Here is a 23,095-nt window from a genome sequence, read left to right as displayed (position 1 = left end):
CGCCGGCGGCCCCGCCTGCGTACGGGCCGTGGGCGCATGGTCCGTGGGCGCATGGTCCGACGGTCAGCCGGACAGCACCGCCGCCGAGGCGATCGGTTCGAGCAGCGGGTGGGGGCGGACCAGGGCGCGGGAGACCGGGTCCTCGCGGTGGCCGCCGGCCCGGGCGGGGTTGGGGCGCATGACGACCGCGGTCGGCGGGACGGGCCCGCCGCCGCAGGCCGGGCAGACGCCGACGAGGTCGAGGTCGGTGCCGCAGGCGGCGTGCGCGAAGAGGTGGTACGGACCCCCCTCGGTGGCGTGCCGGCCGCCCCAGCGGCTCAACTGGTAGAGCGGGCCCCAGAGTTCGAGGCCGGTCCCGGTGAGCAGATAGCCATGGCGCAGCGGCGCCCGCTGGTACGGCTCCTTGCGCAGCACCCCGGCCGCCACCAGGGCGTTGAGGCGCGAGGTGAGGACGGCGCGCGGGATGCCGAGGTGGGCGAGGAAGTCGTTGAAGCGCTGCACGCCGTAGAACGCGTCGCGCACGATCAGCAGGCTCCAGCGCTCGCCGACCACCTCCAGGGCGCGGGCCAGCGCGCACTCCTGCAGCTCGTAGTCGGTTCCCAGGGCCATGGGCGCCAGCCTAGTCCACCCCCACCATGGGTTCAATGAACAGACCAGCAGTGGTAGCGTGCCGTCCGAGACGAAGGTTCATTCACCAGACCATCAAGGTCCGGCCCTCGGAGGGAACACCCATGCCCCCCGCACCACCTGGCTCCTCACCCACCTCCTCCCCCGCCACCCCCACCGCCCCGGGTCCGCGCGTCCGGCCCGGTGCCACGCTGGCGACCACCGCGGCGGCGACCGCCCTGACCACCGTCGCGTACACCGCCCCCACCGCCTCGCTCGCCGCCACCGCCCAGGCCGCCCACCTGGGCGCCTCCGGCCGCACCTGGATCCTCACCGGCACCCTGGTCGGCATCTCGGCGCTGCTGCTCACCGCCGGGAGCGCAGCCGACGACCACGGCCGCAAGCGGGTCTTCACCTTCGGTGTGCTGCTGTTCGCCGCCGCCGAGTCGCTGGCCGCCCTCGCCCCCGGCGGCGCCGTCTACCTGGCCTCCCGGGTGCTCCTCGGCGCCGCCTCGGCCGCCGTCCTGGCCCCCGCGCTCGGCCTGATCAGCCACGCCCACCCGCCCGGGCCCGGCCGGATCCGAGCGCTCGGCGTCTGGGGCGCGGCGGTCGGGCTCGGCATCGCGATCGGGCCGGTGTACGGCGCCCTGGTCCAGCAGTGGGCCGGATGGCGCGCGGTCAGCGGCGGGATCGCGGTGGCCTCGGCCGTGGTGGCCGGCTGCGCCGCCGGGCTCCTCACCGAGTCACGGGCCGAACGCCCGCGCGCCCTCGACCCGTACGGGGTGTTCACCCTCGCCGCCGGCACCTCCTGCCTGATCGCCGGACTGGCCGAGGGCCGCGGCGGCTGGGCACAGCCCGCCGTGGTGGCGCTGCTGGCGGGCGGGGTGCTGCTGCTGGCGGCGTTCGCCGTGGTCGAGGCGAAGGTCCGGGAGCCGATGCTGGACCTCGCCCTGTTCCGCAGCCCCGGCTTCATCGCGGCCACCGGCGGGGCGCTCTTCACCGGGCTGGCCCTGGTCGGCTTCATGAGCTACCTGCCCACCCTGCTCCAGGGCGTGCTCGGCCTGTCCGGCCCGGCCGCGGCCGGCGTGCTGGCCCTGTGGTCGGGCCTCTCGGTGGTCTCCGCCCTCCAGGCCCGCCGCCTGGCCACCCGCCTGTCCGCCACCGCCCAGGTCGCCCTCGGCCTGCTGGTCTGCGGCACCGGCGAGGCCGCGCTCTACGGGCTCACCCCCGACTCGTCCTGGCTGCGGCCGGCCCCGGGGCTCGCCGTCGCGGGCATCGGCAGCGGCATCCTGAACGCGGCGCTCGCCCGACTCGCGGTCAGCAGCGTACCCGCGCACCGGGCCGCCATGGGATCCGGCGCCAACAACACCTCCCGCTACCTGGGTTCGGCCCTCGGCGTGGCCCTCACCGTGACCGTCGCCGGCTCCCCCCACCCCACCGCCCGCACCCTCGCCGCGGGCACCGACCGGGCCACCCTGGTCGCCGCAGCCCTCTGCCTCCTCGGCGCCCTCCTCGCCCTCGCCGCCCACACCACCGAATCCCGCACCGCCCGCACCGCACCGGCCCCGGAACCCACCCCGGTCGGGTGAGCGCGGCGAACCCCTCCCACCCCACGGGACACCGGAAGTCGGCTGGCCCGACTTCTCGTGCGGGGCGCGGTGGTGGGGGTGGGGGTGGGGGTAGCGGTGGGGCTGAAGCCGGGGCGGCTGCGGTGGGTGGGGGTGCGTGCGAAGATGGCAGGGCTGGTGGGAACGATCTCCGGACGGTTTCTGGGACGGTTCTCTGGCCATGGTGGACGAATACGCGCAGCGCGCGGGGCAGCCGCGGCAGGACGCCCTGCTGATGGTGCCGATCGCCACGGCGCTGATAGACGCCGACGGGCGGATCCTGCACTGGAGCAGTGACGCGGAGGCGTTGCTCGGGCACCGTGCGCAGGAGGCGGTGGGAGCGCGGGCGGCGACGCTGCTGACCTCCGAGGAGCACCGGCCGGAGGTGCTCCAGTTGTTCCGGCAGATCCTGGCGGGCCGGTCGTGGTCCGGGGTGTTCCCCGTGCGGCACCGGGACGGACACCTGGTGAACCTGGAGTTCCGCACCCATCCGATCCGCGGCCCCGGCGGCGCCCCGATGGTGCTGGCGGTCGCCTCCGAGGTGACCACGCTGCGCCGGCTCCAGGCCGACCTGGCGCTCCTCGACGGGTTCTTCACCCAGTCCCCGGTCGGCATGGCGGTGTTCGACACCGGCCTGCGCTTCGTCCGGTTGAACGCGGCGCTGGCGGACTCGAACGGCCTGAGCGTCGAGGAGCCGCTGGGCCGTCGGCTCACCGAGGTGCTGCCCGGGATCAACGGCCCCGAGTCCGAGGCGGTGATGCGCCGGGTGCTGGAGAGCGGCGAGCCGGTGGTGGACGACCTCGCGCACGGCCGCACCCCGGGCGACCCGAGCCATGACCACGCCTGGTCGGCCTCGTACTTCCGGTTGAAGGACCGCGGCGGCCGGGTGCTCGGTGTGTGCGCCACGGTCATCGACATCACCGAGCGGTTCCACGCCGACGCCCGGGCGGCCCGCGCCCAGGAGCGGCTGTCCCTGCTGGTCGACGCGACCGCCTCGATCGGCACCACGCTGGACCTGCGGCAGACCGCCCGGGAGCTGGTCGACGCGATGGTTCCCAGGGTCGCCGACATCAGCGCGGTGTTCGGGCTGGAGGAGCTGGTGGCCGGCCGGACCGTGGAGCCGCCCGCGTCGGACGCCCCGCTGCTGGTGCGCCGCCTGGCGATCGCCTCCGCCGACGCCGTCTACCCGGCCGAGTCGCTGCCGGTGGACGCGGTGTACGAGCTGCCGCCGGACTCCCCGTACGCCCGGGCGCTGACCGGCGGGCGCACGGTGGTGGTGCCCTCCTGGGAGCTGCCGATGCTGAGCGAGCCGATCCACGAGAGCCGCCGGCAGGCCTACCTCGGCGACCGACCGCGCTCGGTGCGGATCACCCCGCTGGTGGCGCGCGGTACGACGCTCGGCATGGTGGTGTACTCGCGGCGCGGCGCGCGGGAGTCCTTCGCGGCGGCCGACATCACGCTCGGCGACGAGCTGTCCTCGCGCGCGGCCGTCGCGATCGACAACGCCCGGCTGTACCTGCGCCAGCACCAGACCGTGCTGGCCCGGCAGCAGGCGCTGCGCGAGGCGAGGGCCGCGCAGGAACGTCTGGCACTGGTCAACGTGGCCTCCGCCCGGATCGGCACCACGCTCGATCTCGCCCAGACCGCCCAGGAGTTGGCCGAGGTGGCGGCACCGAGGCTGGCCGACACGGTGGTCGTCGAGGTGCTGGAGGAGCTGGTCCGCGGCGAGCGCGAGGCGACCGCCCCGGCGGACGGTTCGGCGCTGCTGCGGCGGATGGCCTTCCACTCGGTGCCCGGCTCGACACTGGCGCCGATCGCACGCACCGGCAACCTGCACCGCTTCGTGCCCGGTTCGCCGTACGCCTGGTGCCTGGCGCACCGCAAGCCGGTCCTGGTGCCCAGGATGGACGAGAAGGGCATGGCCTGGTTCGCCGACGACCCGGTGCGCCAGGCCGCCGTACGGGAGCAGAACGTGCTGTCGTTCATGGTGGTCCCGCTGATCGCGCGCGGCACCCCGGTCGGCGTGGCGGGCTTCTACCGCACCCGGGTCGAGCGACCGTACGAGGAGGACGACGTGGCGCTGGCCGGGGAGTTGGCGGTGCGGGCGGCCGTCTCGATCGACAACGCGCTGCTGTTCACCCGCGAGCGCGACGCGGCCGCCGCCCGGCAGCGGGCACTGGACGAGGCGTGGGCCGCCCAGCAGCGGCTGTCACTGCTGAACGAGGCCAGCAACCGGATCGGCACCACGCTCGATCTGCACCGCACCGCCCGGGAGTTGGTCGAGGTGGTGATCCCCCGCTTCGCCGACTTCGTGACCGTGGACCTGCGCGAGGCGGTGCTCAGCGGCGAGGAGCCCGGGGCGGTCCCGGCGGAGGGCCCGGTGCTGATGCGGGCGGTGGCGGTCGGCGACACCGGCCCGGACGGCGGCATGCTCGGGGCGGCCGACCAGGTGGGCGAGACCTCGCAGTCGGCCGGGCTGTACGCGCAGAGCCTGCGCACCCGGCGCTCGATCCTGGTCGCCGAGGTCACCGAGGAGGAGCTGAGCCGGATCGTCGCCTCGCCCGACCGGGTGCAGCCGAGCCTGGACGCCGGGGTGCACTCGTACCTGATGGTGCCGCTGGTGGCGCGCGGACAGGTGCTGGGCGGCGCGGAGTTCGTCCGCTCCCGCAACCCGGTGCCGTTCGGGTCGGCGGACCGTTCGCTGGCCGAGGAGCTGGCCGCCCGCACCGCGCTGGCGATCGACAACGGACGGCTCTACCGCCGCGAACGGGACACCGCGCTCACCCTCCAACGCAGCCTGCTGCCACAGGAGGTGCACCGCACGCTCGGGCTGGACCTCGCCTACCGCTACCTGCCGAGCAGCGTGGTCAGCGAGGTCGGCGGCGACTGGTTCGACGTGGTGCCGCTGTCCTCCGGACGGGTCGCGCTGATCGTCGGCGACGTGATGGGCCACGGCATCCGGGCCGCCGCCACCATGGGGCAACTCCGGACGGCCGCACGGACGTTGATCACACTGGACCTGGACCCCGAGCGGGTGCTGTACCGGCTGGACGAGGCGACCGCGGGCATCGGCGAGGGCCAGTTCGCCACCTGCGTCTGCGTGGTCTACGACCCGGTGGACCGCCGGTGCACCGCGGCCAGCGCCGGGCACCTGCCGCCCGTGGTCGCCGACACCGAGGGGCGGGCGCACCTGGTCGAACTGCCCACCGGAACCCCCCTGGGAGTGGGCGGAGTCGCCTTCGAGAGCGCCGAGTTCACCCTCCCCGAGGAGGGGATCCTGACCCTCTACACGGACGGGCTGGTCGAGCGCCGGGGCCAGGACCTCGACGAGGGACTCCAGTTGCTGTGCCGGACGGTCGCCGACCGGCGCGGCTCGCTGGAACAGACCTGCGACGCCGTCCTGACGCGGCTCACCGAGACCACCGGCGAGGACGACATCGCCGTCATCATGGCGCAGGTCCGCCCGCCGGGCGCGGACCGGATCGCCACCCTGCGGCTCACCGGCGACCACGCCATGGTCGCCCACTCGCGCCGCTTCACCCGCGAGACGCTGACCTCCTGGGGGCTCGGCGCGCTCACCGACTGGGCCGAGCTGCTCACCAGCGAACTGATCACCAACGCGCTGGTGCACGCCGGATCACCCACCCAACTGCGGCTCTACTGCAACCGGGTGCTCACCGTCGAGGTCGCCGACCAGGAGTCCGAGGTGCCGCGGATCCGCCGCGCCCGCAGCGAGGACGAGGGCGGCCGGGGCATCCACCTGGTCAACGAGCTCGCGCACCGCTGGGGCAGCCGCCGGACCAAGGACGGAAAGGTGGTCTGGTTCGAGCTGGAGCTGCCCCCGGGGGCCGCGCCGTCCGCCTGAACGACCGGCCGCTGTCGTGCCGCGCTTCTCGGCCGGTGCGCGGGCGGGGAGTTGGGGCGGGCAACCGAGGCCACGGCCGGGGTCGGTGGGTGCCGCTACCGGGCGGCCAGGTCCTCGGCGCGGTAGCGGCCGGAGGGCCTGCGCTCGCGGAGCAGGTCGAGCAGGACCGGCGCCACCTGCTCGGGCAGCGGCGCGCCGGAGACGTCCTCGCCGCGGCCGGCCTCCTGGAGCATCCGGGTGTGCATGCTGCCCGGGTCCACCGCCCAGACCCGCAACTCCGGCTCCTCCCGGGCGAGTACGTCGCCGGCGAGGTCCAACGCGGCCTTGCTGGCACCGTAACCGCCCCAGCCGCGGTAGGGCACCACGGCGGCCTCGGAGCTGATGTTGAGGACGGCGCCGGCGTGGGCGCGCAGCTGGGGCAGCACGAGCTGGGTGAGGGCGATCGGGGCGAGCGTGTTCACCTCGAAGGTCTCCAGCAGGCCCGGCAGCGGGAAGTCGGCCAGCCGGGGCAGCGGTTCCCCGCCGGGGCCGGGGGCGCCGTTGAGCGTTCCGGCGTTGTTGACCAGCAGGCTCGCGCCGCCGAGGTCCTCGGCGGCCCCGGCCAGGTGGGCGCGGTGGTCGTCGTCGACGACGGAGCCGGGCAGCGCGACGACCCTGGTGACGGCGGCCAGATCGGCTGCGGCGGCGGCGAGTTCGGCCGCTCCCCGGGCGGTGATCACCAGCTGCCAGCCGTCGGCGGCGAGGGCGTGCGCGAGGGCCAGGCCGAGGCCGCGGGAGGCTCCGGTGACCAGGGCGACGGGAGCGGTCCGCGGCACGGCGGTACCCGCGCACACACCCGCGTTGTTGTCTGCGTTCATGCCGCACACCATCCCGCCGCCGGGCCGGTCCGCGGATCGGCCACCGGAACGGGGACCGGCTCGGACGTTGGCCCTAGACCGTTCGGACGTCCTGGGGACCGGCGCCGTCGGCCCAGCCCTGCGGGTCGCTCCAGGCGGTCAGTGTCCGGCGGGTCTCGAAGCGGCGCTCCCGGCCGGTCAGCGGATCGGTGAACTCGATCGTCGAGGCGAGCAGTTGCAGCGGGCGGCGGAAGTCGTCGGGGGCGGGCTCGGGAAGCACGACCGGGTAGACCGGGTCGCCGAGGATCGGCAGCCCGAGGCCGCACATGTGCAGCCGCAGCTGGTGGGTGCGCCCGCTCAGCGGCCGCAACCGGTAGCGGGCGAGGCCGTCGCGGCGCTCCAGCAGGTCGATCCGGCTCTCGCTGTTCGGCGGCGCGTCGATCTCCTGGGCGGCGATCACCCCGCGCTCCTTGACGATGTGGCTGCGCACGGTGCGCGGCAGGCTCAGCTCCGGGTCGTACCCGGCGACGGCCTGGTACTCCTTGCGCACCAGCCGGTCCCGGAACAGCGTCTGGTAGGCGCCGCGGTCCTCCGGGCGGACGACGAACATGGCCAGGCCCGCGGTGAGCCGGTCCAGGCGGTGCGCGGGGCTCAGCGCGGGCAGGTCGAGCGTGTGCCGCAGCCGGGACAGCGCCGTCTCGGTGACGTGCCGGCCGCGCGGGGTGGTGGCCAGGAAGTGCGGCTTGTCGACCACCACCAGGTGCTCGTCGCGGTGCAGCACGACCAGCTCGAAGGGGACGCGCACCTCCTCGGGGAGGTCCCGGTAGAACCACAGGTGGGCGCCGGGCCGAAACGGTTCCGCCGGGGCGATCGGGCCCTGCTCGCCGACGATCTCGCCGTCCCGCAGCGCGGCGTCGATCCGCTCGGGCGGGACGGCGGGCAGCCGGTCCACCAGGTGGTCCCGCACCGTCGGCCAGGGGCCTTCGAGCGGCAGCCGGAGGTGCACCGGGTCCACGCCGTGGCGCTGCGGGAGGGGGGAGGCCGGGCGGCGGCTCTTGCGTCTCATCTCCCGCCCCAGCCTAGTGCGCGCCGGCGCGCGCCCCTCGGCCGAGGTGCTGACCCGGGGCCGGGCAGGGAAAGTGGACCGGAGGCCCTCGTGACGCCCGGGGGCCTCCGACCGTCCGCCGGGCCGCCCACCGGGCACCCGGCGGGCCAGCGGGCTGAGGGACCAGCAAACCGACGTCCGGCCCACCGGCCGGCACCACTGGAGGACGCGTGACCGCCGACGGCCCGGACGGGGTGCCGCCGCTGCACCTGCCGAGGCGGACCCGGCTGCTGCTCTACGGCTCGCTCCTGCTGCTGGTCGCCGCCGTGGTGGCCGCGCTGGCCATCGGGCCCGGGACCACCCTGGCGCCGCTGCTCGCGGTGGCCCCGGTGCTGGCCGGTGCGACCACCCGGCGGGCCCGGGTGCCGCTGCTGGTCGGCGCGGCGGCGGTGGTCGCCGTCGGCCTGCTGGAGTCGGCCAACGCGCAGCTGCCGCTCTCGGTGCGGATCAGCGTGCCGGTCACCGTCCTGGCCTCGACCCTGGCCAGCGCGGCCAGTGTCGTCCTGGTGGCGGCGCGCGAACGGGAGCTGTTCCAGGTCCGGACGGTGGCCGAGGCCGCCCAGCGGGCCCTGCTACGGCCTCCGCCGGAGCGGATCGGGCCGCTGCGCCTGGCGGTGCGGTACGTCGCGGCGGCCGCCGAGGCCCGGATCGGCGGGGACCTGTACGCCGTGGTGGAGACCCGCTTCGGGCTGCGCATCCTGCTCGGGGACGTCCAGGGGCACGGCCTCCCCGCGGTGGAGACGGCGGCGGACGTCCTCGGGGTGTTCCGGGAGGCCGCGCGGACCGAGCCCGACCCCGGGCGGCTCGCCGAACGGCTGGACGCGGCGCTCGCCGCCCGGCCGTCGGAGGAGGGGCGGTTCGCCACCGCGCTGCTGCTCGACGTGGCGCCGGACCGGGGGCCGGTGCGGCTGGTGAACTGCGGCCACCCGCCCCCGCTGCTGCGCCGGGCGGGCCGGGTGAGCGAGCTGGAGCCCCCGTTCCCGGCGCCGCCGCTGGGGCTGCTCGGGCTCACCGACGACAGCTACCCGGACCGGCGGTTCGACCCGGAACCGGGCGACCTGCTGCTCCTGCACACCGACGGCGTTTCGGAGGCCCGGGACGCCGCGGGCCGGTTCTACCCGATCGCGGAGCGGCTGCCCGGACTGCACGGCGGCACCCCGGCGGACCTGCTGGACGCCGTGCTGACGGACGTCGGCGGCTGGGTCGGGGACGCCGGGCTGGCCGACGACGCGGCGGTGCTGGCGATCCGCTGGGAGCCGTGACCTGACCGCGCCGACGGCTCGGGCTCGGGAAGGCGGCCCGGAAGGCGGCCCGGCAAGCAGTCCGGAGAGCTGCCCGGCCGCCATTGTCAGTGGTGTGTGCAAGGCTCGGTCCACGGTCGGCGGGAAGTCGGCCGCAGGGTGGTCGCGGATCGACGAGGGGACGGTGCCATGGGGAGCGGGAGCAGGGCGAGCGGGTCGTTCGAGGTCACGGCGTTCGAGCCGGTGGAGACGGAGGAGCGGGAGGGCGCGGCGTTCGGGCGGGTCCGGATCGCCAAGACCTTCACGGGCGGGCTGAGCGGGGCGGGCGAGGTGCGGATGCTCTCCGTCGCGGGCCCCTCCGGCAGCCCGGCCTCGTACGTCGCGGTGGAGCACGTGACGGGTGAACTGGACGGGCGCAAGGGCTCGTTCGTCCTCCAGCACGCGGCCTGGGACACCTCCGGCACGACGATACGCGTGGTGCCGGGCACGGGCACGGGCGAGCTGGCCGGGATCACCGGCGAGTTCCACCTGACCGTCGACGGGTCCGGCACCCACACCTACGTCCTGGAGTACGGGCTGGGCTGACGCCGGCCGCGGCGCGCGCGGCCGGCGGCCCCGGGCCGTCAGAGGATGGGCTGGGTCGCCTCCAGCCGCTGGATCGCGGTCCGGACCGCGGTCGCGTAGGCCCAGAACAGCGGCAGGGTGTTGGCCGCCCGCTCGGTGCGGGTGTTCTTGCCCGGGGCGAACATCGCGGCCCGCAGCTCCGTGGTCATCTCCAGCTGGGCGCCCATGCCGAGCAGGCTGCGGTTGCAGATGTTCTCCGGGGAGATGCCCGCGATCTCCTCCTCGCCGGAGGCGGTCACGGCCCGGATGCCCGCGGCCGCGAACTCTTCCATCAGGTACTGGCGGAAGGTGGAGTTCAGGCCGCCGACCAGCACGGCCTGGGCGCCGGCCTCCAGCCCGGCCTGGGCGGCGGTGCAGCCGTGCAGCGAGAGCACGTTGCGGCTGCCGGCGCACATCGCGCGGGCCACTCCGTCGTCGCAGTGGGTCGAGGTGACGTGCAGCTCGCTGTTGTTGGAGGAGCGCAGGCCCTCGAACATCCAGAAGTCGTGCGTCGGCCCGGTGGCCGGGGCCGGGGCGAGGTCAGCCGGGTGGTAACCCGCGATGGCCAGGCACAGTTCGGAGGTGCCGCCCTCGATGCCGCCGCCGTGCGGGGCGATGACGGTGGTCCGGACGAACGGCGTACGGCCCTGCGGGCTCTGGTCGTCGACCAGGTGCCGGCGGTAGCGGCGGCCGTAGTCCACGCCCTCGACCACGGTCGGGGTGGCGTAGAGGGCCGTGTTGGAGGGGTACAGGTCGGCGGCGGCGCTCGCGGGGGTGCTGCCCACGGCGGCGCCGAGGGTGCTGAGGGCCGGGGCCGCGGCGAACGCGGCGATCAGGGTACGACGGTTAATCACGGTCACGGATCATGACAGGAGGTGGGGGATCGGAAAAGTACCGGTAAGGCTCCGGCCAAGTCGACGCCACGTCAAACGCCGTGTCACGGCGGGATCGGCCCGGCCGTGCGACACCGGATCGACGGAGGCGTGCCGCGTCCACCCGGGCGCGCGCCAGCGCTGTCACGATGATGCGATCAGTGCACGATCGACATCGGAGGGTGGCACATGCCCGACACGGCGGTGGATCGTACGACGGCGGTGGTCGCGGAGGCGCGGACGGTCGAGCAGGTGGTCGGCCGGCTGCGGGAGATCGGGGCGGGGCTGCCCCCGGCCGACGGGGTGGGGGTGTTCAACCGGCTCTACCTCACCGTGACGGAGGCGGTCCGCGACCGGCTGGACGGCGGGTGCTTCACCGACCCGTCGGCGGTGGCCGAACTGGACGTGGTGTTCGCCGGGCGGTACCTGCGGGCCGTGGCCGCCGACGCGGCCGGGCAGGAGCCGCCCGCCTGCTGGCGGCCGCTGTTCGCGCTGCGCGCCCACCCGGGGGTGCACCCGCTGCAGTTCGCGCTGGCCGGGATGGCCGCCCACATCCAGCACGACCTGCCGCTGGCCGTCGTGGACACCTGCCGCCGCCGGGGCTGCGAGCCGTCCGACGTCGAGCCGGACTACCACCGGATCGACCGGGTGCTGGCCGAGGTGGAGACGGCCGTCCGGGAGCAGCTGATGCCCGGGCCCGACCTGCTGGAGCGCGCCGAGCCGCTCACCCACCTGCTCGGCGCCTGGTCGGTCGGGGCCGCCCGCGAGGGCGCCTGGGGCACCGTCGAGGCACTGTGGGAGCTGCGGCACCTGCCGGGCGCCGCCCGGGCCCTCGCCACCGCGCTGGACGGTTCGGTCGGGCTGCTCGGCCGCGTGCTGCTGCTCCCGCTCGGGCCGGCCGGGAGGCACGGCGGCGGACCGGGCGACGAGCGGAGCACCGGATCAGGCCACGCACCGGACCACACCCCGAACCACGCCCCGGACGACCGCCCGGCCCGCGGCCGGGTCAGCGGCCGGATCAGCGGCCCGACCCCCGGGCACCGCACCCCCGCAACGGCCGCGGCCGCCCGGCTCCCCGAGGCGAGGAACCGGACGGCCGACGGTGCGGGCCCCGACGGTACGAGACCCGACGCGGCGGGCCCCGCCGCCGCGGGCCCGGAAGGCGCGGCAGAAGGCGCGGCAGTAGCGGCGGGCGCCGGAGGCGGTCAGGCCCAGCTGGAGTGCAGCGGCTTGCCCTCGGCGTAGCCGGCCGCGCTCTGGATGCCCACGATCGCCTTCTCGTGGAACTCCTCCAGGCTGCCGGCGCCCGCGTAGGTGCAGGAGCTGCGGACGCCCGCGATGATCGAGTCGATCAGGTCCTCGACGCCGGGGCGGGTCGGGTCGAGGAACATCCGGGAGTGCGAGATGCCCTCCTCGAACAGTCCCTTGCGGGCCCGGTCGTACGAGGAGTCCTGGGCGGTGCGGTTGCTGACGGCGCGGGCCGAGGCCATGCCGAAGCTCTCCTTGTACTGGCGGCCGTCGGCGGCGGTCTGGAGGTCGCCCGGGGACTCGTAGGTCCCGGCGAACCAGGAGCCGATCATGACGTTGGAGGCGCCGGCGGCCAGCGCCATCGCGACGTCGCGCGGGTGCCGCACGCCGCCGTCGGCCCAGACGTGCTTGCCGAGCCGGCGGGCCTCGGCGGCGCACTCCAGGACGGCGGAGAACTGCGGCCGGCCGACGCCGGTCATCATCCGGGTGGTGCACATGGCGCCGGGGCCGACGCCGACCTTGAGGATGTCGGCGCCCGCCTCGACCAGGTCGCGGACACCGGCGGCGGAGACCACGTTGCCGGCCACGATCGGGACCCGCGGGTCCAGGCCGCGCACCGCGCGCAGCGCGCTGATCATGGACTCCTGGTGGCCGTGCGCGGTGTCGACCACCAGCACGTCGGCACCGGCCTCGATCAGCGCCGCGGCCTTACCCGCGACGTCGCCGTTGATGCCGACGGTGGCGGCGATCCGCAGCCTGCCGGACTCGTCCACGGCCGGGGTGTACAGGGTGGCGCGCAGCGCGCCCTTGCGGGTGAGGATGCCGACCAGTCGGCCCTCGCCGTCCACGACCGGAGCGAGCTTGCGGTGCGCCTCGGTGAGCTTCTCGAAGGCGGTCCGCGGGTCGATGCCCTCGTCCAGCAGCAGCAGCTCGCGGGACATGATGTCGGCCAGGCTGGTGAAGCGGTCCACGCCCTGGCAGTCGGACTCGGTGACCACGCCGACGGGCTTGCCGTCCTCGACCACCACGAGGGCGCCGTGCGCGCGCTTGGGCAGCAGCGAGAGCGCCTCGGCCACGGTGGCGCCGGGGGCGAGCGTGATCGGGGTGTCGAACACCAGGTGGCGCTGCTTGACCCAGGAGACGACCTCGGCGATGACCTCGGTGGGGATGTCCTGCGGGATGGCGACCAGGCCGCCGCGGCGGGCGACGGTCTCGGCCATCCGGCGGCCGGCGATGGCGGTCATGTTGGCCACGACCAGCGGGATGGTGGTGCCGGTGCCGTCGTTCGAGGAGAGGTCGACGCCCTGCCGGGAGCCCACGGCGGAACGGCTGGGGACCATGAAGACGTCGTCGTACGTCAGGTCGTACGAGGGCTTGAGGTCGTTCAGGAAGCGCATGAAGAAGGGCTCTCTGGCTGGGGGGATACACCTCGGGTGCGGTTGCGGCGATGCCGCCGGAGCGCACTCGGGCGCCCGGCACCCAGCGTTCGATTCTCCGTGAGGGTGGGGGCAAAAGCCAGTTCGACGGGCATTGCTGGGGCTGCGTACAAACCGTGATCAATACTCCGCGCGTAGACATGGAGGATCATCCAAGGACCCCCTCCGACGTCGGGTTTTCGCCCCGGTCCGGGCCGCTCCCGTAGCATTCACGCGGTAATGGGCTTGGCTTCACGCGTGTGGGCGTGGCGAATCGGGAAAGCGGCAGCAGGCGTGAGCATCGGTCAGACGGACATCGACCAGACGGACCTCCGGCAGGCGGACATCGAGCGGACGGGCGTCGAGCGGACGGGCCCCGGGCAGGACCGGGTCGAGGGCGCCGAGGAGGAGGTCGACTTCGGTCCCGGCCTCGACCCCGAGCGGCTGCGACTCTGCCTGGAGGTGCTGGCCGAGCTCGACGAGCTGCACGTGGACCACCCGGACGCGATCACCGTCCGCCAGGCCGTCGGCGGCATATTCCGCACCCTCAAGCAGCGCCGCCGCCAGGAGACCCGGGCCCGCAAGACCGCCAACGACCGCGAGGTCACCGCCCGTACCGCCACCGGTGCGCCCACCCGGATCGACGACGAGACGGCCGGCGCCTTCGGCCTGACCACCGTCACCACCACCGAGATCGCCGGGATCCTGGAGCGTCCGCGCTCCTGCTACACCTGCAAGCAGCGGTACGTCGAGGTCGACGCCTTCTACCACAACCTCTGCCAGGACTGCGCGGTCAAGAACCGCTCCCGCCGGGACGCCCGCGCCGACCTCACCGGCAAGCGCGCGCTGCTCACCGGCGGCCGGGCCAAGATCGGGATGTACATCGCGCTGATGCTGCTGCGCGACGGCGCCCACACCACCATCACCACCCGCTTCCCCAACGACGCGATCCGCCGCTTCACGGCGATGCCGGACAGCGCCGAGTGGATCCACCGCCTCAAGATCATCGGCATCGACCTGCGCGACCCGGCCCAGGTGATGGCCCTGGCCGACGAGGTCGCCGCCGACGGCCCGCTGGACATCCTGATCAACAACGCCGCGCAGACCGTGCGCCGCCCGCCGGAGTCCTACCGCGAGCTGGTCAACGCCGAGTCCGCGCCACTGCCGGCCGGCGAGCTGCCCCAGGCAACCACCATCGGCCGCTTCGGCAGCGGCAGCGTCGACCTGCCCGCCCTCCCCCACCAGGCGGGCGGCGACACGCAGCGGATCACCGCCGAGGACGTCACCTCACTCGCCCTGGTCACCGGCTCCGCGACGCCCGACCGGATCGCGGCCGGCACCGCGATCGACGCCGGCGGCCTGGTGCCCGACCTCGCGGACACCAACAGCTGGGTGCAGACCGTCAGCGAGGTCGGCCCGATGGAGCTGCTGGAGGTCCAGCTCTGCAACTCCACCGCGCCGTTCATCCTGATCAGCCGACTGCGCCCGGCGATGGCCGCCTCCGCGTCCCGCCGCAAGTACGTGGTCAACGTCTCCGCGATGGAGGGCGTCTTCTCGCGCGGCTACAAGGGCGCCGGCCACCCGCACACCAACATGGCCAAGGCCGCGCTCAACATGCTCACCCGCACCAGCGCGCAGGAGATGTTCGAGTCCGACGGCATCCTGATGACCGCCGTCGACACCGGCTGGATCACCGACGAGCGGCCGCACCCGGACAAGATGCGCCTCGCCGACGAGGGCTTCCACGCCCCGCTCGACCTGGTCGACGGCGCGGCCCGGGTGTACGACCCGATCGTGCGCGGCGAGGCGGGCGAGGACCTGTACGGCTGCTTCCTCAAGGACTACGACCGCTCCAACTGGTAACCAGCCGAAGGGGATGGCGAGTTGAGCACCGCACCGACCGGACCGACCGTACCCGCCGGGCCGACCGCGCCCGCCGCGGGGCCGATCGCGCCCGCCGCACCGGTCCCGCCGACCGCACCGCTGCTCGGCGCCGGGGTCATCGTGCCCACCGGCGACGGCCGGGTGCTGATCGGCCGCCGGACCACGGCCGGCGAGCCGCCGACCTGGAGCCTGCCCGGCGGCAAGGTCGACCTCGGCGAGTCCTTCGAGCGGACCGCGGCCCGCGAACTCGCCGAGGAGACGGGCATCGTGCTGCCCGCCGAGGAGATGCGGGTGCTCGCCGTCCACCTCGACCACGAGCTCGGCCGACCCCGGCTGACGGCCGCTGTGCTGGCGCCGCCGAGCCTGGCCGAGGCCGTGGTCACCGAGCCGCACGCGTGCGGCGGCTGGGAGCGCGTCCCGGTGGACGCGCTGCCCGAGCCGATGTTCTACCCGTCCGCACTGGTGCTCGGCAGCTGGCTGCCCAGGCTGTCCCCGCGGCTGCGGGCCGGGACGCACGGCTACCCCGTCGCCCGCTGAGGGCGGACGACGGGGCGGGCGACGGGGCGGCTGACGGTGCTCAGCCGTTGCGGACCGCCTCCGGCCCGGTGATCCGCTTCAGCAGCGGCAGCGTCGAGGCGATGATGCCGAGCGAGGCGGCCAGTCCGAAGCCGGTCAGCCCGTAGTACGCCGGGCCCGGGGACACCAGGTCGTAGTCCTTCTGCGCCTTGAGGAACATCGCCGCGGCGGCGAAGCCCGTCCCGATCGCGAGCGCCGACACCACCAGCAGCGGCAGCGCGCTCTCCAGTCCGACCACCCTGCGCAGCAGCCGCAGCGGCGCCCCGGTCAGCCGCAGCATCGCGAACGGCCGCCGCCGGTCGGACAGTCCGGCCACCACGCTCACCGCGAGGCTGCACCCGGCGATCGGCAGGGTGGTCAGCAGCACCACGTTGGCGAGCTGCCGCCAACCCTGGAGCTTCTTCTGCCCGGCGGAGGACCAGTCCTCGGCCAGCCGCGCCTCGTAGCGCGGGAACTCCTTCGTGAACAGGGTCCGCAGCTGCTCCTCGGCCGCCTTGGAGCCGTCGGTGGTCGCGTAGAGCATCCGCACCGGGAGCGCGGACACCTCGGCCGCGGAGACCGGTGCGGCCGGCCACTCGCGGTCGGAGGCGTCCACCAGGTCGACCACCTGGTAGGGGTCGACCGCCGCGACGGCGGCGCCGGGCGCGCAGCGGCCGACCACGGGGATCCGCGCGAGTTCCGCGCAGTCCACCAGACCGGGCACGATCCCCCGCTCGCCCCGCAGGCCCGTACCGGCCGGGTCCTCGTGCACCAGGGCGATCCCCCGGAACCCCGGGACGGCCCGCGCCTCGGCCAGCACCCGATCGGGCACCGACGGCAGCGGAACCACGTCGTCCCGGCCGCCGAACGGGGCGTCCACGATCGCCTTGCGCATCTCGGCGGCACCGTTCAGCATGCCCTGGTTGGCGTTGACGGTGCTCATGATCGCCAGGGTCGCGGTGGTCACGAACAGCGCCAGCACGACGCCGGCGACCGAACGGAAGCCCGCCCTCGGGTCGTCCGCCAGGCGGCGCATCGCGATCAGGGCGGCCGGACGGCGGGTGTGCCGGGCCACCGTCCGGGCCGCGGCCATGGTCAGCCACGGCCCCGACACCACCAGCCCGAGCATCACCAGCACGAAACCGGTCAGGTACGCGGTGGACTGTCCGTCGGTGGTCTCCGGACGGTTGCCGACGAAGTAGCCGAGCTCGGCCAGGCCGGCCACCAGCGGGACCAGCCGCCAGACGCTCGGCGGCTTCGGGGTGACCCGGCGGGAGACCCCGAGCGGCGAGACGGTGACCCGGCGCAGCGCGAGCCGGGCGGCCAGCGCGGCCGCCGCCGGTACGCCCAGCACCACGCCCGCCACCTGCGGCAGGGTCAGCACCAGGTCGGAGGCGAAGAAGCGGTCGCCGGTGAACGGCACGTCGGCCACCACCGGTTTCAGCGCGGCGTACAGGCCGAAGCCGAGGGCCGTGCCGATCGCCGCGGCCAGGGTGGACTCCACCGCCGAGATCACCGACACCTGGCGGGGCGTCGCGCCCACCAGGCGGATCGCGGCGTAGCGCTGCTCGCGGGTGGCGGCGGAGAGCCGGGTCGCGGTGCCGATGAAGACCAGCACCGGGAAGATCAGCGCGGCGGCCACCACGGTGAGCACCAGGACCATCGCGTCGCCGTGCACGCCCGCGCCGTAGCAGTCGTGCTCGCAGTCGCGGGGCAGGGCGGTGGCGAGGCCGGTGACGGTGGCGGCCCTCGGCAGGGCCCCGACCTCGTCCGCGGTGCGGCCGACGACCAGCGCCAGGGTGTCCGGGGAGGGCAGCGCGTCGTCCCCGAGGGTGCCGACCCGCCGTCCCGGGAAGCGGTCGCCCAGCTCGGCGGCCGGGACGTCGCGCAGCAGCTTCTCCAGCGCGGGCGAGGCGTAGTACTCGCCGGGCGCGGGAAGCCGGCTCAGGCCGGGCGGCAGGGGCGAGGTGGGACCGGTCGGGGCGACATCGGCCCGGAAGACGGCCCTCCCCCGGTAGTAGTCCATCCGGGCGGCCCAGCGGAGCGGGTCCGCCGAGGTGGCCGCGGTCGCGCCCGCGACGCCCGTGTTCATCCAGAGCTGCCGCTCGTTGGCACGGTCGATCGCGTTGACGCCGGCGCAGGTCGACAGCAGCAGCCCGACCCCGATCGCGACCGCCGCCGCGATCATCAGCAGCCGGGCCACGGCCTCCCGGCCGCCGCTGACGGCCAGCCGGAGCGAGAAGGCGATCACGAGGCCACCGTTCCGGCTCCGGTCGAGAGCGTACGGGCCCTGCCGTCGCGGACGACCGCCTCGCGGTCCGCGTACGCGGCGACCCGGGCCTCGTGGGTGACCAGGATGACGGTGGTGCCCTGCTCCCTGGCCGAGGCGACCATCAGCTCCATCACCTGCTCGCCGGTCAGCGAGTCCAGCGCGCCGGTCGGCTCGTCGGCGAACAGCACCCGCGGCCGGGCCACCAGGCCGCGGGCCAGGGCGACCCGCTGCGCCTGACCGCCCGACAGCTCGCCGGAGCGGCGCCGCTCCATGCCGTCCAGGCCGAGCCGGGCGAACCACGGGCGGGCCTGGGCCAGGGCGGCGGAGCGGCGCACGCCGTTCAGCAGCAGCGGCAGCGCGACGTTCTCTTCGGCCGTCAACTCCGGCACCAGCTGGCCGAACTGGAAGACGAAGCCGAACCGGTCCCGGCGCAGGGCGCTGCGCCGGGCCTCCGGCATGGTGTCCAGGCGCTGTCCGTCGAACAGCACCTCCCCCGCGTCGGGCACCAGGATGCCGGCCAGGCAGTGCAGCAACGTCGACTTGCCGGAGCCGCTGGGGCCCATGACGGCGAGCACCTCGCCGGCCTGGACGGACAGGCTGGCCCCGCGCAGGGCCGGGGTCTCCCCGAAGGCGAGGGCGACGTCCCGGGCCTCGATCACGGCGGTCACGCGTTCACCTCCGCGGCGAGCGCGTCCAGGCGGTCGGCGGTGAGGTCGATCCAGCGCAGGTCGGCCTCCAGGTGGAACAGGCCGTGGTCGGCGAGCAGGGCGTCCACCAGGGCTCCGGTGCGGCGCAGTTCGGTGAGTTCGCGCATCCGGCGCAGGTGGGCGGCGCGCTGGGTGTCCAGGTAGTGCTCGGCGTCCCGGCCCAGCATCAGGGCCAGCACCACCTTGGTGAACAGCACGGACTGGAGGTTGGGCTCGGGCGCGACCGGCTCCTGGAGCCAGGTCTCGAACTCGGTCGCCCCGGTCTCGGTGATGACGTACCGCTTGCGCTCGGGCCCGTCGCCGGGCTCCGCCTCGCCGGCCACCACCTTGCCGTCGCGGGCCAGCCGGCCGAGGGTCGAGTAGACCTGGCCGTACGGAAGGGGCTTGCCGCGGCCGAAGAGGGCGTCGTAGTCGCGCTTGAGGTCGTAGCCGTGGCTCGGCTCACGCTCCAGCAGCCCCAGGAGGGTCAAAGGAACACTCATGGGGGAAACATACACCCGGCGTATACCCCGAGTGTATATCTGGGCAGAATACGGCCCTGAGCTGGGACGTCGTCAGTTCATCGGCGAGGAAAGGGTGGAGAAGCGGCCGGAGCCGGACACGGCACAGGCAGGGGGTGACCCCACGACCACCCCCTGCCTCGTACCTCGGCCCGGCGCCCCCACGGCCGACCGGGCCACGGCGGCGCCCAAGCACCGGGAGGACGCCGCCACACCCCAGCCTGCCCGGACCAGGCGCGGATGCCGAGGGCCGAACGTCCCGACCGCTGGGCCGAGCGGCCCTGACGGCGTGGTCCGGCGGTCCTCCGAACGCGCACGACTCTTGTGCGCGGGGGGCCGCCGGGTGGACATTGGGGCGTAACCGCCCAGCGTCCCCGCGCCCCTGAGGAGCCCTCACCGTGTCCAGCACACCCCGTCCGGCCCTGCCCGCGTCGCTCCCGCGGCGCACCGGCCGGCGGCTGCGGCGGGCACTCGGTGCCCGGCACGAGCCGCTCGCCCGCCCCCTCGACCGCTCCCGCGCCCGCGCCTGGCTGTCCGCCGTGCTCGGCGCGGTGCTCGCGCTCGCCCTGTGCGCGGGCGGCTCGCTGCTCCTCCACCGCGCCACCGCGCACCGGGCCGACGCCGACCGCGGGCGGCTGCAGCAGGTCGACGCCGTGGTCAGCGGCGTCCCGGACCGCACCACCGCCACCGGCAGCCGCTTCGCCGGCGGCTACAGCAACCAGGTGGACGTCCACGCGGAGTGGACCGCCCCCGACGGCAGCCCGCGCCAAGGCACCGTCCAGGCCCCGCACTCCGCCGTCACCGGCAGCCGCATCCCCGTCTGGGTCGATGCGGCCGGTACCGTCTCCGTCGCCCCGGCCGACCGGGTGGCCCTCGCCGTCTCCGCCGCCTGCACCGGCGCCGGCGCCCTCCTCGTCCTGCTGGCCCTGCTCACCCTCGCCCTCCGCCTGCGCCTCCACGCCCTCGACCGCCGCGCGGAGGCCGCCTGGAGCGCCGACTGGGAGCGCCTCGAACCCCTCTGGAGCGGCCGCGCCGGGCACCGCAGCGAGGACTGAGCCCCCCGGACCGGTCACCGGGGGTCGACGCCGCCAGGAGCGCCGTACGGGCCGCAGGTGACCGTACGGCATCCCGAACCCCCTTGGGCATGACGGGAGTTCGACGCGGCCCGCACCCCGCACCGGCCGTGGGCCGACGACGGATCAACGGATGCCCGGTCAACGCGGGTGGGTCCAGGCGGGGGCGGGGACGGTCCTGGCGGCACGGTGGGTGAGGGCGGCCACGGCGAGGAGCAGCGCGAGGGCCAGGGCCAGAGCGAGCGGGATGTCGGCGTGGAGGACCAGGACGGCGCCGAGGAGGGCTCCGGCGAACATCCAGACCGCGGAGGCCAGGCGGCGGGGGCCGGTGCGGTCGGCGGCGAGGGCGGTGATGGTCATGGTGAGCACGGTGGTGGTGAGGTCGGGGACCTTCAGGGCGCGGACCACCGCGTTCTGGCCGCCCATGGCGAAGCCGAGCAGCCCGATCAGGGTGTAGCGGGCCGGCTCGGAGGTGTGGCCGGCCACGGCCGCCAGCACGGTGGCCGCCGCGACCAGCGCCGACTGGACGGCGACGGCGACGGTCAGCAGGTGCCCGCGATGGCCGGGCAGGCGGCGGGCGAGGTGGCCGCCGGCCAGGGCGCCGAGCAGGAAGGCGGCGAGGGCGGCCAGCGAGGCGGTGGCGGAGAGGTTGGCCGCGCCGGCCAGCGCGAAGCCGAGGAACACCACGTTGCCGGTCATGTTGGCGACGAAGACGTGGCCGAGTTCGAGGTAGCTGACCGCGTCCACCACTCCGGTGACCACGGTCAGCACCAGCAGCATCGGCACCAGCGGCCCGTGCTCGGGATCGGGGGTCGGCATTCTGCCTCCAGTCGGTTCGGGCGGGGGTTCGGGTGGCGCGGCCCGGAGGGTGACGCGGTCCGGGTGGCGCGGTCCGGATGGTGACGGTACGTCCGTGTCGCCCCGTCAGGCGAGCGCCGGGTTGCCGGGGTCCTCCGGCTCGTCCTCCAGGTGCCAGTGCAGGTCGCGCACGCCGGGCTCCAACGACAGCCGGGTGACGACCTGTTCGAGCGCCGGGGCGACCTGCCCGGTGATCGCGACGGTGGCCCGCAGGCTGGTGGCGTCGCCGCTGTCGGTACGGCGCGCGCGCAGGCCGGTCGGGGCGAGCCCGGAGCCGGCGAGGGCCTGGAGCAGCAGGGCCCGGATGTGGGTCTCGGACTTGCGGTCGCACTCCAGGTGGACGGTGGCGCGGGTGGTGGAGTCCGGGTCGCTGCCGGCCTGCGGGGCCCGGTCGAGGAGTCGGCCGGCCGGGCGCAGCACCAGGTGGACGACGAGCACGGCGAGCGTGCCGAGGACGGCGAGCTGCAGTTTGCCGGAGGCGGCCAGCACCCCGACGGCGGCCGAACACCACAGCGTGGCGGCGGTGTTGAGGCCGCGTACGCCGGCGCCGTCGCGCAGGATGACGCCACCGCCGAGGAAGCCGATGCCGGAGACGACGTAGGAGGCGACCCGGGTGGGGCTGCCGGCGTCGCCGACGGCCTCGCTGTAGAGCACGAACAGGGTGGCGCCGGCGGCGACCAGGGCGTTGGTGCGCAGGCCGGCCATCCGGGCCCGCCACTGGCGTTCGACGCCGATCAGCGCGCCGCAGGCGACGCCGGTGGCGAGCCGTACCAGGAAGTCGACGGTGGTCAGGGTGTGCACGACGGCACCTCCTTCGCGGGAGGAGGGGGACGGACGGTGGCGCGCGGTCGGTGCTCCCGGCAGGCCGGGCGACCTCGATGATGGCCACCCCCGCCGGGGTCGGCGGGGAGGCGCGCAGGGCGCGGCCCTCGGCCGGGTCGAGCCGGCCGCGGACGGCGTGACGGCGCGTCGGGGGTCTCGGGCGTCGGGCGCGGGACGGGGCGCCCGGGGAACGCGCGGGGAAGGGTGCTACCGCACACCACGGGGGCGGCGACTGCGACCCGGACTACCGCTGTCCATGTCTCCCGCCTCCTCCCGGTCCGGGGCGCATCGATCGTGCGCCGCGTGGTGGCACGGCCCGAGGGGTGGAACCCCGTACGGAGTCGCCTCCGGAGCCGCGAGCCGTCCCGAGCATAGACCGCCTCCGAACGACCGGGGCAGGGTTTCCCGCTCTTCCTCGACAGCTTTGTAGAAGTTTGACCGAATCCGATCACCGCCACCCGGGAACCGACCCGCCTTGCGTCACGTCCTCCGGCATATATAGTTCACCGACATATGCAGTTGAGCAGCTCACGAGGGGGAAGTGTGTCCCACACCGATCCGACCCGGCCCGCACCCGTCCTGCGCCTGGCCAACGTCACCCGCGTCCACGGGCGGGGCGCCGCCGAGGTGCACGCCCTGCGCGGCATCGACCTGGCCGTCCACCCGGGCGAGTTCGTCGCCGTCATGGGCCCGTCCGGCTCCGGGAAGTCCACCCTGCTGACCCTGGCCGGCGGGCTGGACCAGCCCAGCGACGGCGAGGTGCTGGTGGAGGGGGTCGCCCTCGGCGGCCTCGGCCGCGGCCGGCTCGCCGACCTCCGGCGGCGCTCGATCGGGTACGTCTTCCAGGACTACAACCTGATCCCGGCGCTGACCGCCGCCGAGAACATCTCCCTGCCGCGCGAACTCGACGGCGTCCCGGGCCGCCGGGCCCGCCGGGAGGCGCTGGCCGCGTTGGAGGAGCTGGGCATCGGCGAGCTCGCCGACCGCTTCCCCGACGACATGTCCGGCGGCCAGCAGCAGCGCGTC

At 75.1% G+C, this 23,095-nt stretch carries 19 protein-coding genes; 9 read left to right on the top strand and 10 right to left on the bottom strand.

Features of this window, described 5'->3' with window-relative positions; all coding sequences use genetic code 11:
• Positions 1 to 63: 63 nt before the first annotated feature.
• Positions 64 to 609 carry a winged helix-turn-helix transcriptional regulator gene (locus ACFU6K_RS05890; protein WP_380661112.1) on the bottom strand — a complete coding sequence of 182 codons (546 nt, stop codon included), beginning with the start codon at positions 607 to 609 and terminating at the stop codon, positions 64 to 66.
• Positions 610 to 731: 122 nt separating this feature from the next.
• Here ACFU6K_RS05890 and ACFU6K_RS05885 point away from each other — a divergent pair, with 122 nt between their 5' ends.
• Entirely contained in the window at positions 732 to 2,195 is a 1,464-nt protein-coding gene (locus tag ACFU6K_RS05885; protein WP_380661110.1) for an MFS transporter, read from the top strand.
• Positions 2,196 to 2,394: 199 nt separating this feature from the next.
• Positions 2,395 to 6,078 carry a SpoIIE family protein phosphatase gene (locus tag ACFU6K_RS05880; protein ID WP_380661109.1) on the top strand — a complete coding sequence of 1,228 codons (3,684 nt, stop codon included), beginning with the start codon at positions 2,395 to 2,397 and terminating at the stop codon, positions 6,076 to 6,078.
• A 95-nt stretch (positions 6,079 to 6,173) separates the two neighbouring features.
• Here ACFU6K_RS05880 and ACFU6K_RS05875 read toward each other — a convergent pair whose 3' ends face one another.
• Positions 6,174 to 6,935, bottom strand: a complete 762-nt coding sequence (locus tag ACFU6K_RS05875) for an SDR family NAD(P)-dependent oxidoreductase (protein ID WP_380661108.1) — start codon at positions 6,933 to 6,935, stop codon at positions 6,174 to 6,176.
• A gap of 73 nt (positions 6,936 to 7,008) precedes the next feature.
• Entirely contained in the window at positions 7,009 to 7,980 is a 972-nt protein-coding gene (locus tag ACFU6K_RS05870; RefSeq protein ID WP_380661107.1) for a pseudouridine synthase, read from the bottom strand.
• Between the two features lie 209 nt (positions 7,981 to 8,189).
• On the opposite strand from ACFU6K_RS05870, the gene ACFU6K_RS05865 reads away from it, so the two are divergent.
• Together ACFU6K_RS05865 and ACFU6K_RS05860 are read left to right on the top strand one after the other, a co-directional pair.
• Positions 8,190 to 9,281 carry a PP2C family protein-serine/threonine phosphatase gene (locus tag ACFU6K_RS05865; protein ID WP_049655986.1) on the top strand — a complete coding sequence of 364 codons (1,092 nt, stop codon included), beginning with the start codon at positions 8,190 to 8,192 and terminating at the stop codon, positions 9,279 to 9,281.
• A 168-nt stretch (positions 9,282 to 9,449) separates the two neighbouring features.
• Positions 9,450 to 9,845 carry a DUF3224 domain-containing protein gene (locus tag ACFU6K_RS05860; protein ID WP_380661106.1) on the top strand — a complete coding sequence of 132 codons (396 nt, stop codon included), beginning with the start codon at positions 9,450 to 9,452 and terminating at the stop codon, positions 9,843 to 9,845.
• 38 nt (positions 9,846 to 9,883) lie between these two features.
• Here the strand turns inward: ACFU6K_RS05860 and ACFU6K_RS05855 are convergent, their stop codons facing one another.
• Positions 9,884 to 10,723 (bottom strand): poly-gamma-glutamate hydrolase family protein, encoded by an 840-nt coding sequence (locus ACFU6K_RS05855; RefSeq protein WP_380661105.1) that lies wholly within the window; start codon positions 10,721 to 10,723, stop codon positions 9,884 to 9,886.
• A 201-nt stretch (positions 10,724 to 10,924) separates the two neighbouring features.
• Between ACFU6K_RS05855 and ACFU6K_RS05850 the strand changes: the two genes are divergently transcribed.
• Positions 10,925 to 11,980, top strand: a complete 1,056-nt coding sequence (locus ACFU6K_RS05850) for a DUF5995 family protein (protein WP_380661104.1) — start codon at positions 10,925 to 10,927, stop codon at positions 11,978 to 11,980.
• Here ACFU6K_RS05850 and ACFU6K_RS05845 read toward each other — a convergent pair.
• Complete coding sequence (locus tag ACFU6K_RS05845; protein WP_380661103.1) at positions 11,941 to 13,380, bottom strand: GuaB1 family IMP dehydrogenase-related protein; 1,440 nt, start codon at positions 13,378 to 13,380, stop codon at positions 11,941 to 11,943. The two genes, ACFU6K_RS05850 and ACFU6K_RS05845, sit on opposite strands and share 40 nt — an antisense overlap.
• Positions 13,381 to 13,842: 462 nt before the next feature.
• Here ACFU6K_RS05845 and ACFU6K_RS05840 point away from each other — a divergent pair, with 462 nt between their 5' ends.
• Both ACFU6K_RS05840 and ACFU6K_RS05835 read left to right on the top strand, forming a co-directional pair.
• Complete coding sequence (locus ACFU6K_RS05840) at positions 13,843 to 15,261, top strand: SDR family NAD(P)-dependent oxidoreductase (RefSeq protein ID WP_380661113.1); 1,419 nt, start codon at positions 13,843 to 13,845, stop codon at positions 15,259 to 15,261.
• Positions 15,262 to 15,282: 21 nt separating this feature from the next.
• Positions 15,283 to 15,819, top strand: a complete 537-nt coding sequence (locus ACFU6K_RS05835) for an NUDIX hydrolase (protein WP_380661102.1) — start codon at positions 15,283 to 15,285, stop codon at positions 15,817 to 15,819.
• A 40-nt stretch (positions 15,820 to 15,859) separates the two neighbouring features.
• On the opposite strand, the gene ACFU6K_RS05830 is transcribed toward ACFU6K_RS05835, so the two are convergent.
• From ACFU6K_RS05830 to ACFU6K_RS05820, 3 genes are read right to left on the bottom strand one after another with little or no spacing between them, the layout of a single operon-like run.
• Positions 15,860 to 18,088, bottom strand: coding sequence for an FtsX-like permease family protein (locus tag ACFU6K_RS05830; protein WP_380661101.1), 2,229 nt, complete (start codon positions 18,086 to 18,088; stop codon positions 15,860 to 15,862).
• Positions 18,085 to 18,777 (bottom strand): ABC transporter ATP-binding protein, encoded by a 693-nt coding sequence (locus ACFU6K_RS05825; protein WP_380661100.1) that lies wholly within the window; start codon positions 18,775 to 18,777, stop codon positions 18,085 to 18,087. Before ACFU6K_RS05825 ends, ACFU6K_RS05830 begins: the two co-directional genes overlap by 4 nt.
• The gene (locus ACFU6K_RS05820; protein WP_380661098.1) at positions 18,774 to 19,298 is read right to left on the bottom strand and encodes a PadR family transcriptional regulator; all 525 of its coding nucleotides are present in this window, start codon (positions 19,296 to 19,298) and stop codon (positions 18,774 to 18,776) included. The genes ACFU6K_RS05825 and ACFU6K_RS05820 overlap by 4 nt, the downstream gene beginning before the upstream one ends.
• A 416-nt stretch (positions 19,299 to 19,714) precedes the next feature.
• Here ACFU6K_RS05820 and ACFU6K_RS05815 point away from each other — a divergent pair, with 416 nt between their 5' ends.
• Positions 19,715 to 20,371: a hypothetical protein gene (locus ACFU6K_RS05815; RefSeq protein ID WP_380661097.1), complete on the top strand. Its 657-nt coding sequence runs from the start codon at positions 19,715 to 19,717 to the stop codon at positions 20,369 to 20,371.
• Between the two features lie 159 nt (positions 20,372 to 20,530).
• Here the strand turns inward: ACFU6K_RS05815 and ACFU6K_RS05810 are convergent, their stop codons facing one another.
• On the bottom strand, positions 20,531 to 21,208 hold the full coding sequence (locus ACFU6K_RS05810; RefSeq protein WP_380661096.1) for a YoaK family protein: 678 nt from the start codon (positions 21,206 to 21,208) through the stop codon (positions 20,531 to 20,533).
• 105 nt (positions 21,209 to 21,313) lie between these two features.
• Positions 21,314 to 22,048: an MgtC/SapB family protein gene (locus ACFU6K_RS05805; protein ID WP_380661095.1), complete on the bottom strand. Its 735-nt coding sequence runs from the start codon at positions 22,046 to 22,048 to the stop codon at positions 21,314 to 21,316.
• A gap of 534 nt (positions 22,049 to 22,582) precedes the next feature.
• Between ACFU6K_RS05805 and ACFU6K_RS05800 the strand changes: the two genes are divergently transcribed.
• On the top strand, positions 22,583 to 23,095 hold a 513-nt coding region (locus ACFU6K_RS05800), incomplete at its 3' end, for an ABC transporter ATP-binding protein (RefSeq protein ID WP_380661094.1).

Origin of the sequence: Kitasatospora sp. NPDC057512, assembly GCF_042802135.1 — a bacterium.
Taxonomy (GTDB): domain Bacteria; phylum Actinomycetota; class Actinomycetes; order Streptomycetales; family Streptomycetaceae; genus Kitasatospora.
Note: the sequence above shows the minus strand (reverse complement) of the source record. Positions and strands in the feature narration are given on the sequence as shown.

Bases quoted from the DNA above. Each gene is read 5' to 3' on its own strand.
- ACFU6K_RS05890 (WP_380661112.1), bottom strand. From the start codon at position 609: ATGGCCCTGGGAACCGACTACGAGCTGCAGGAGTGCGCGCTGGCCCGC.
- ACFU6K_RS05885 (WP_380661110.1), top strand. From the start codon at position 732: ATGCCCCCCGCACCACCTGGCTCCTCACCCACCTCCTCCCCCGCCACC.
- ACFU6K_RS05880 (WP_380661109.1), top strand. From the start codon at position 2,395: ATGGTGGACGAATACGCGCAGCGCGCGGGGCAGCCGCGGCAGGACGCC.
- ACFU6K_RS05875 (WP_380661108.1), bottom strand. From the start codon at position 6,935: ATGAACGCAGACAACAACGCGGGTGTGTGCGCGGGTACCGCCGTGCCG.
- ACFU6K_RS05870 (WP_380661107.1), bottom strand. From the start codon at position 7,980: ATGAGACGCAAGAGCCGCCGCCCGGCCTCCCCCCTCCCGCAGCGCCAC.
- ACFU6K_RS05860 (WP_380661106.1), top strand. From the start codon at position 9,450: ATGGGGAGCGGGAGCAGGGCGAGCGGGTCGTTCGAGGTCACGGCGTTC.
- ACFU6K_RS05850 (WP_380661104.1), top strand. From the start codon at position 10,925: ATGCCCGACACGGCGGTGGATCGTACGACGGCGGTGGTCGCGGAGGCG.
- ACFU6K_RS05845 (WP_380661103.1), bottom strand. From the start codon at position 13,380: ATGCGCTTCCTGAACGACCTCAAGCCCTCGTACGACCTGACGTACGAC.
- ACFU6K_RS05820 (WP_380661098.1), bottom strand. From the start codon at position 19,298: ATGAGTGTTCCTTTGACCCTCCTGGGGCTGCTGGAGCGTGAGCCGAGC.
- ACFU6K_RS05810 (WP_380661096.1), bottom strand. From the start codon at position 21,208: ATGCCGACCCCCGATCCCGAGCACGGGCCGCTGGTGCCGATGCTGCTG.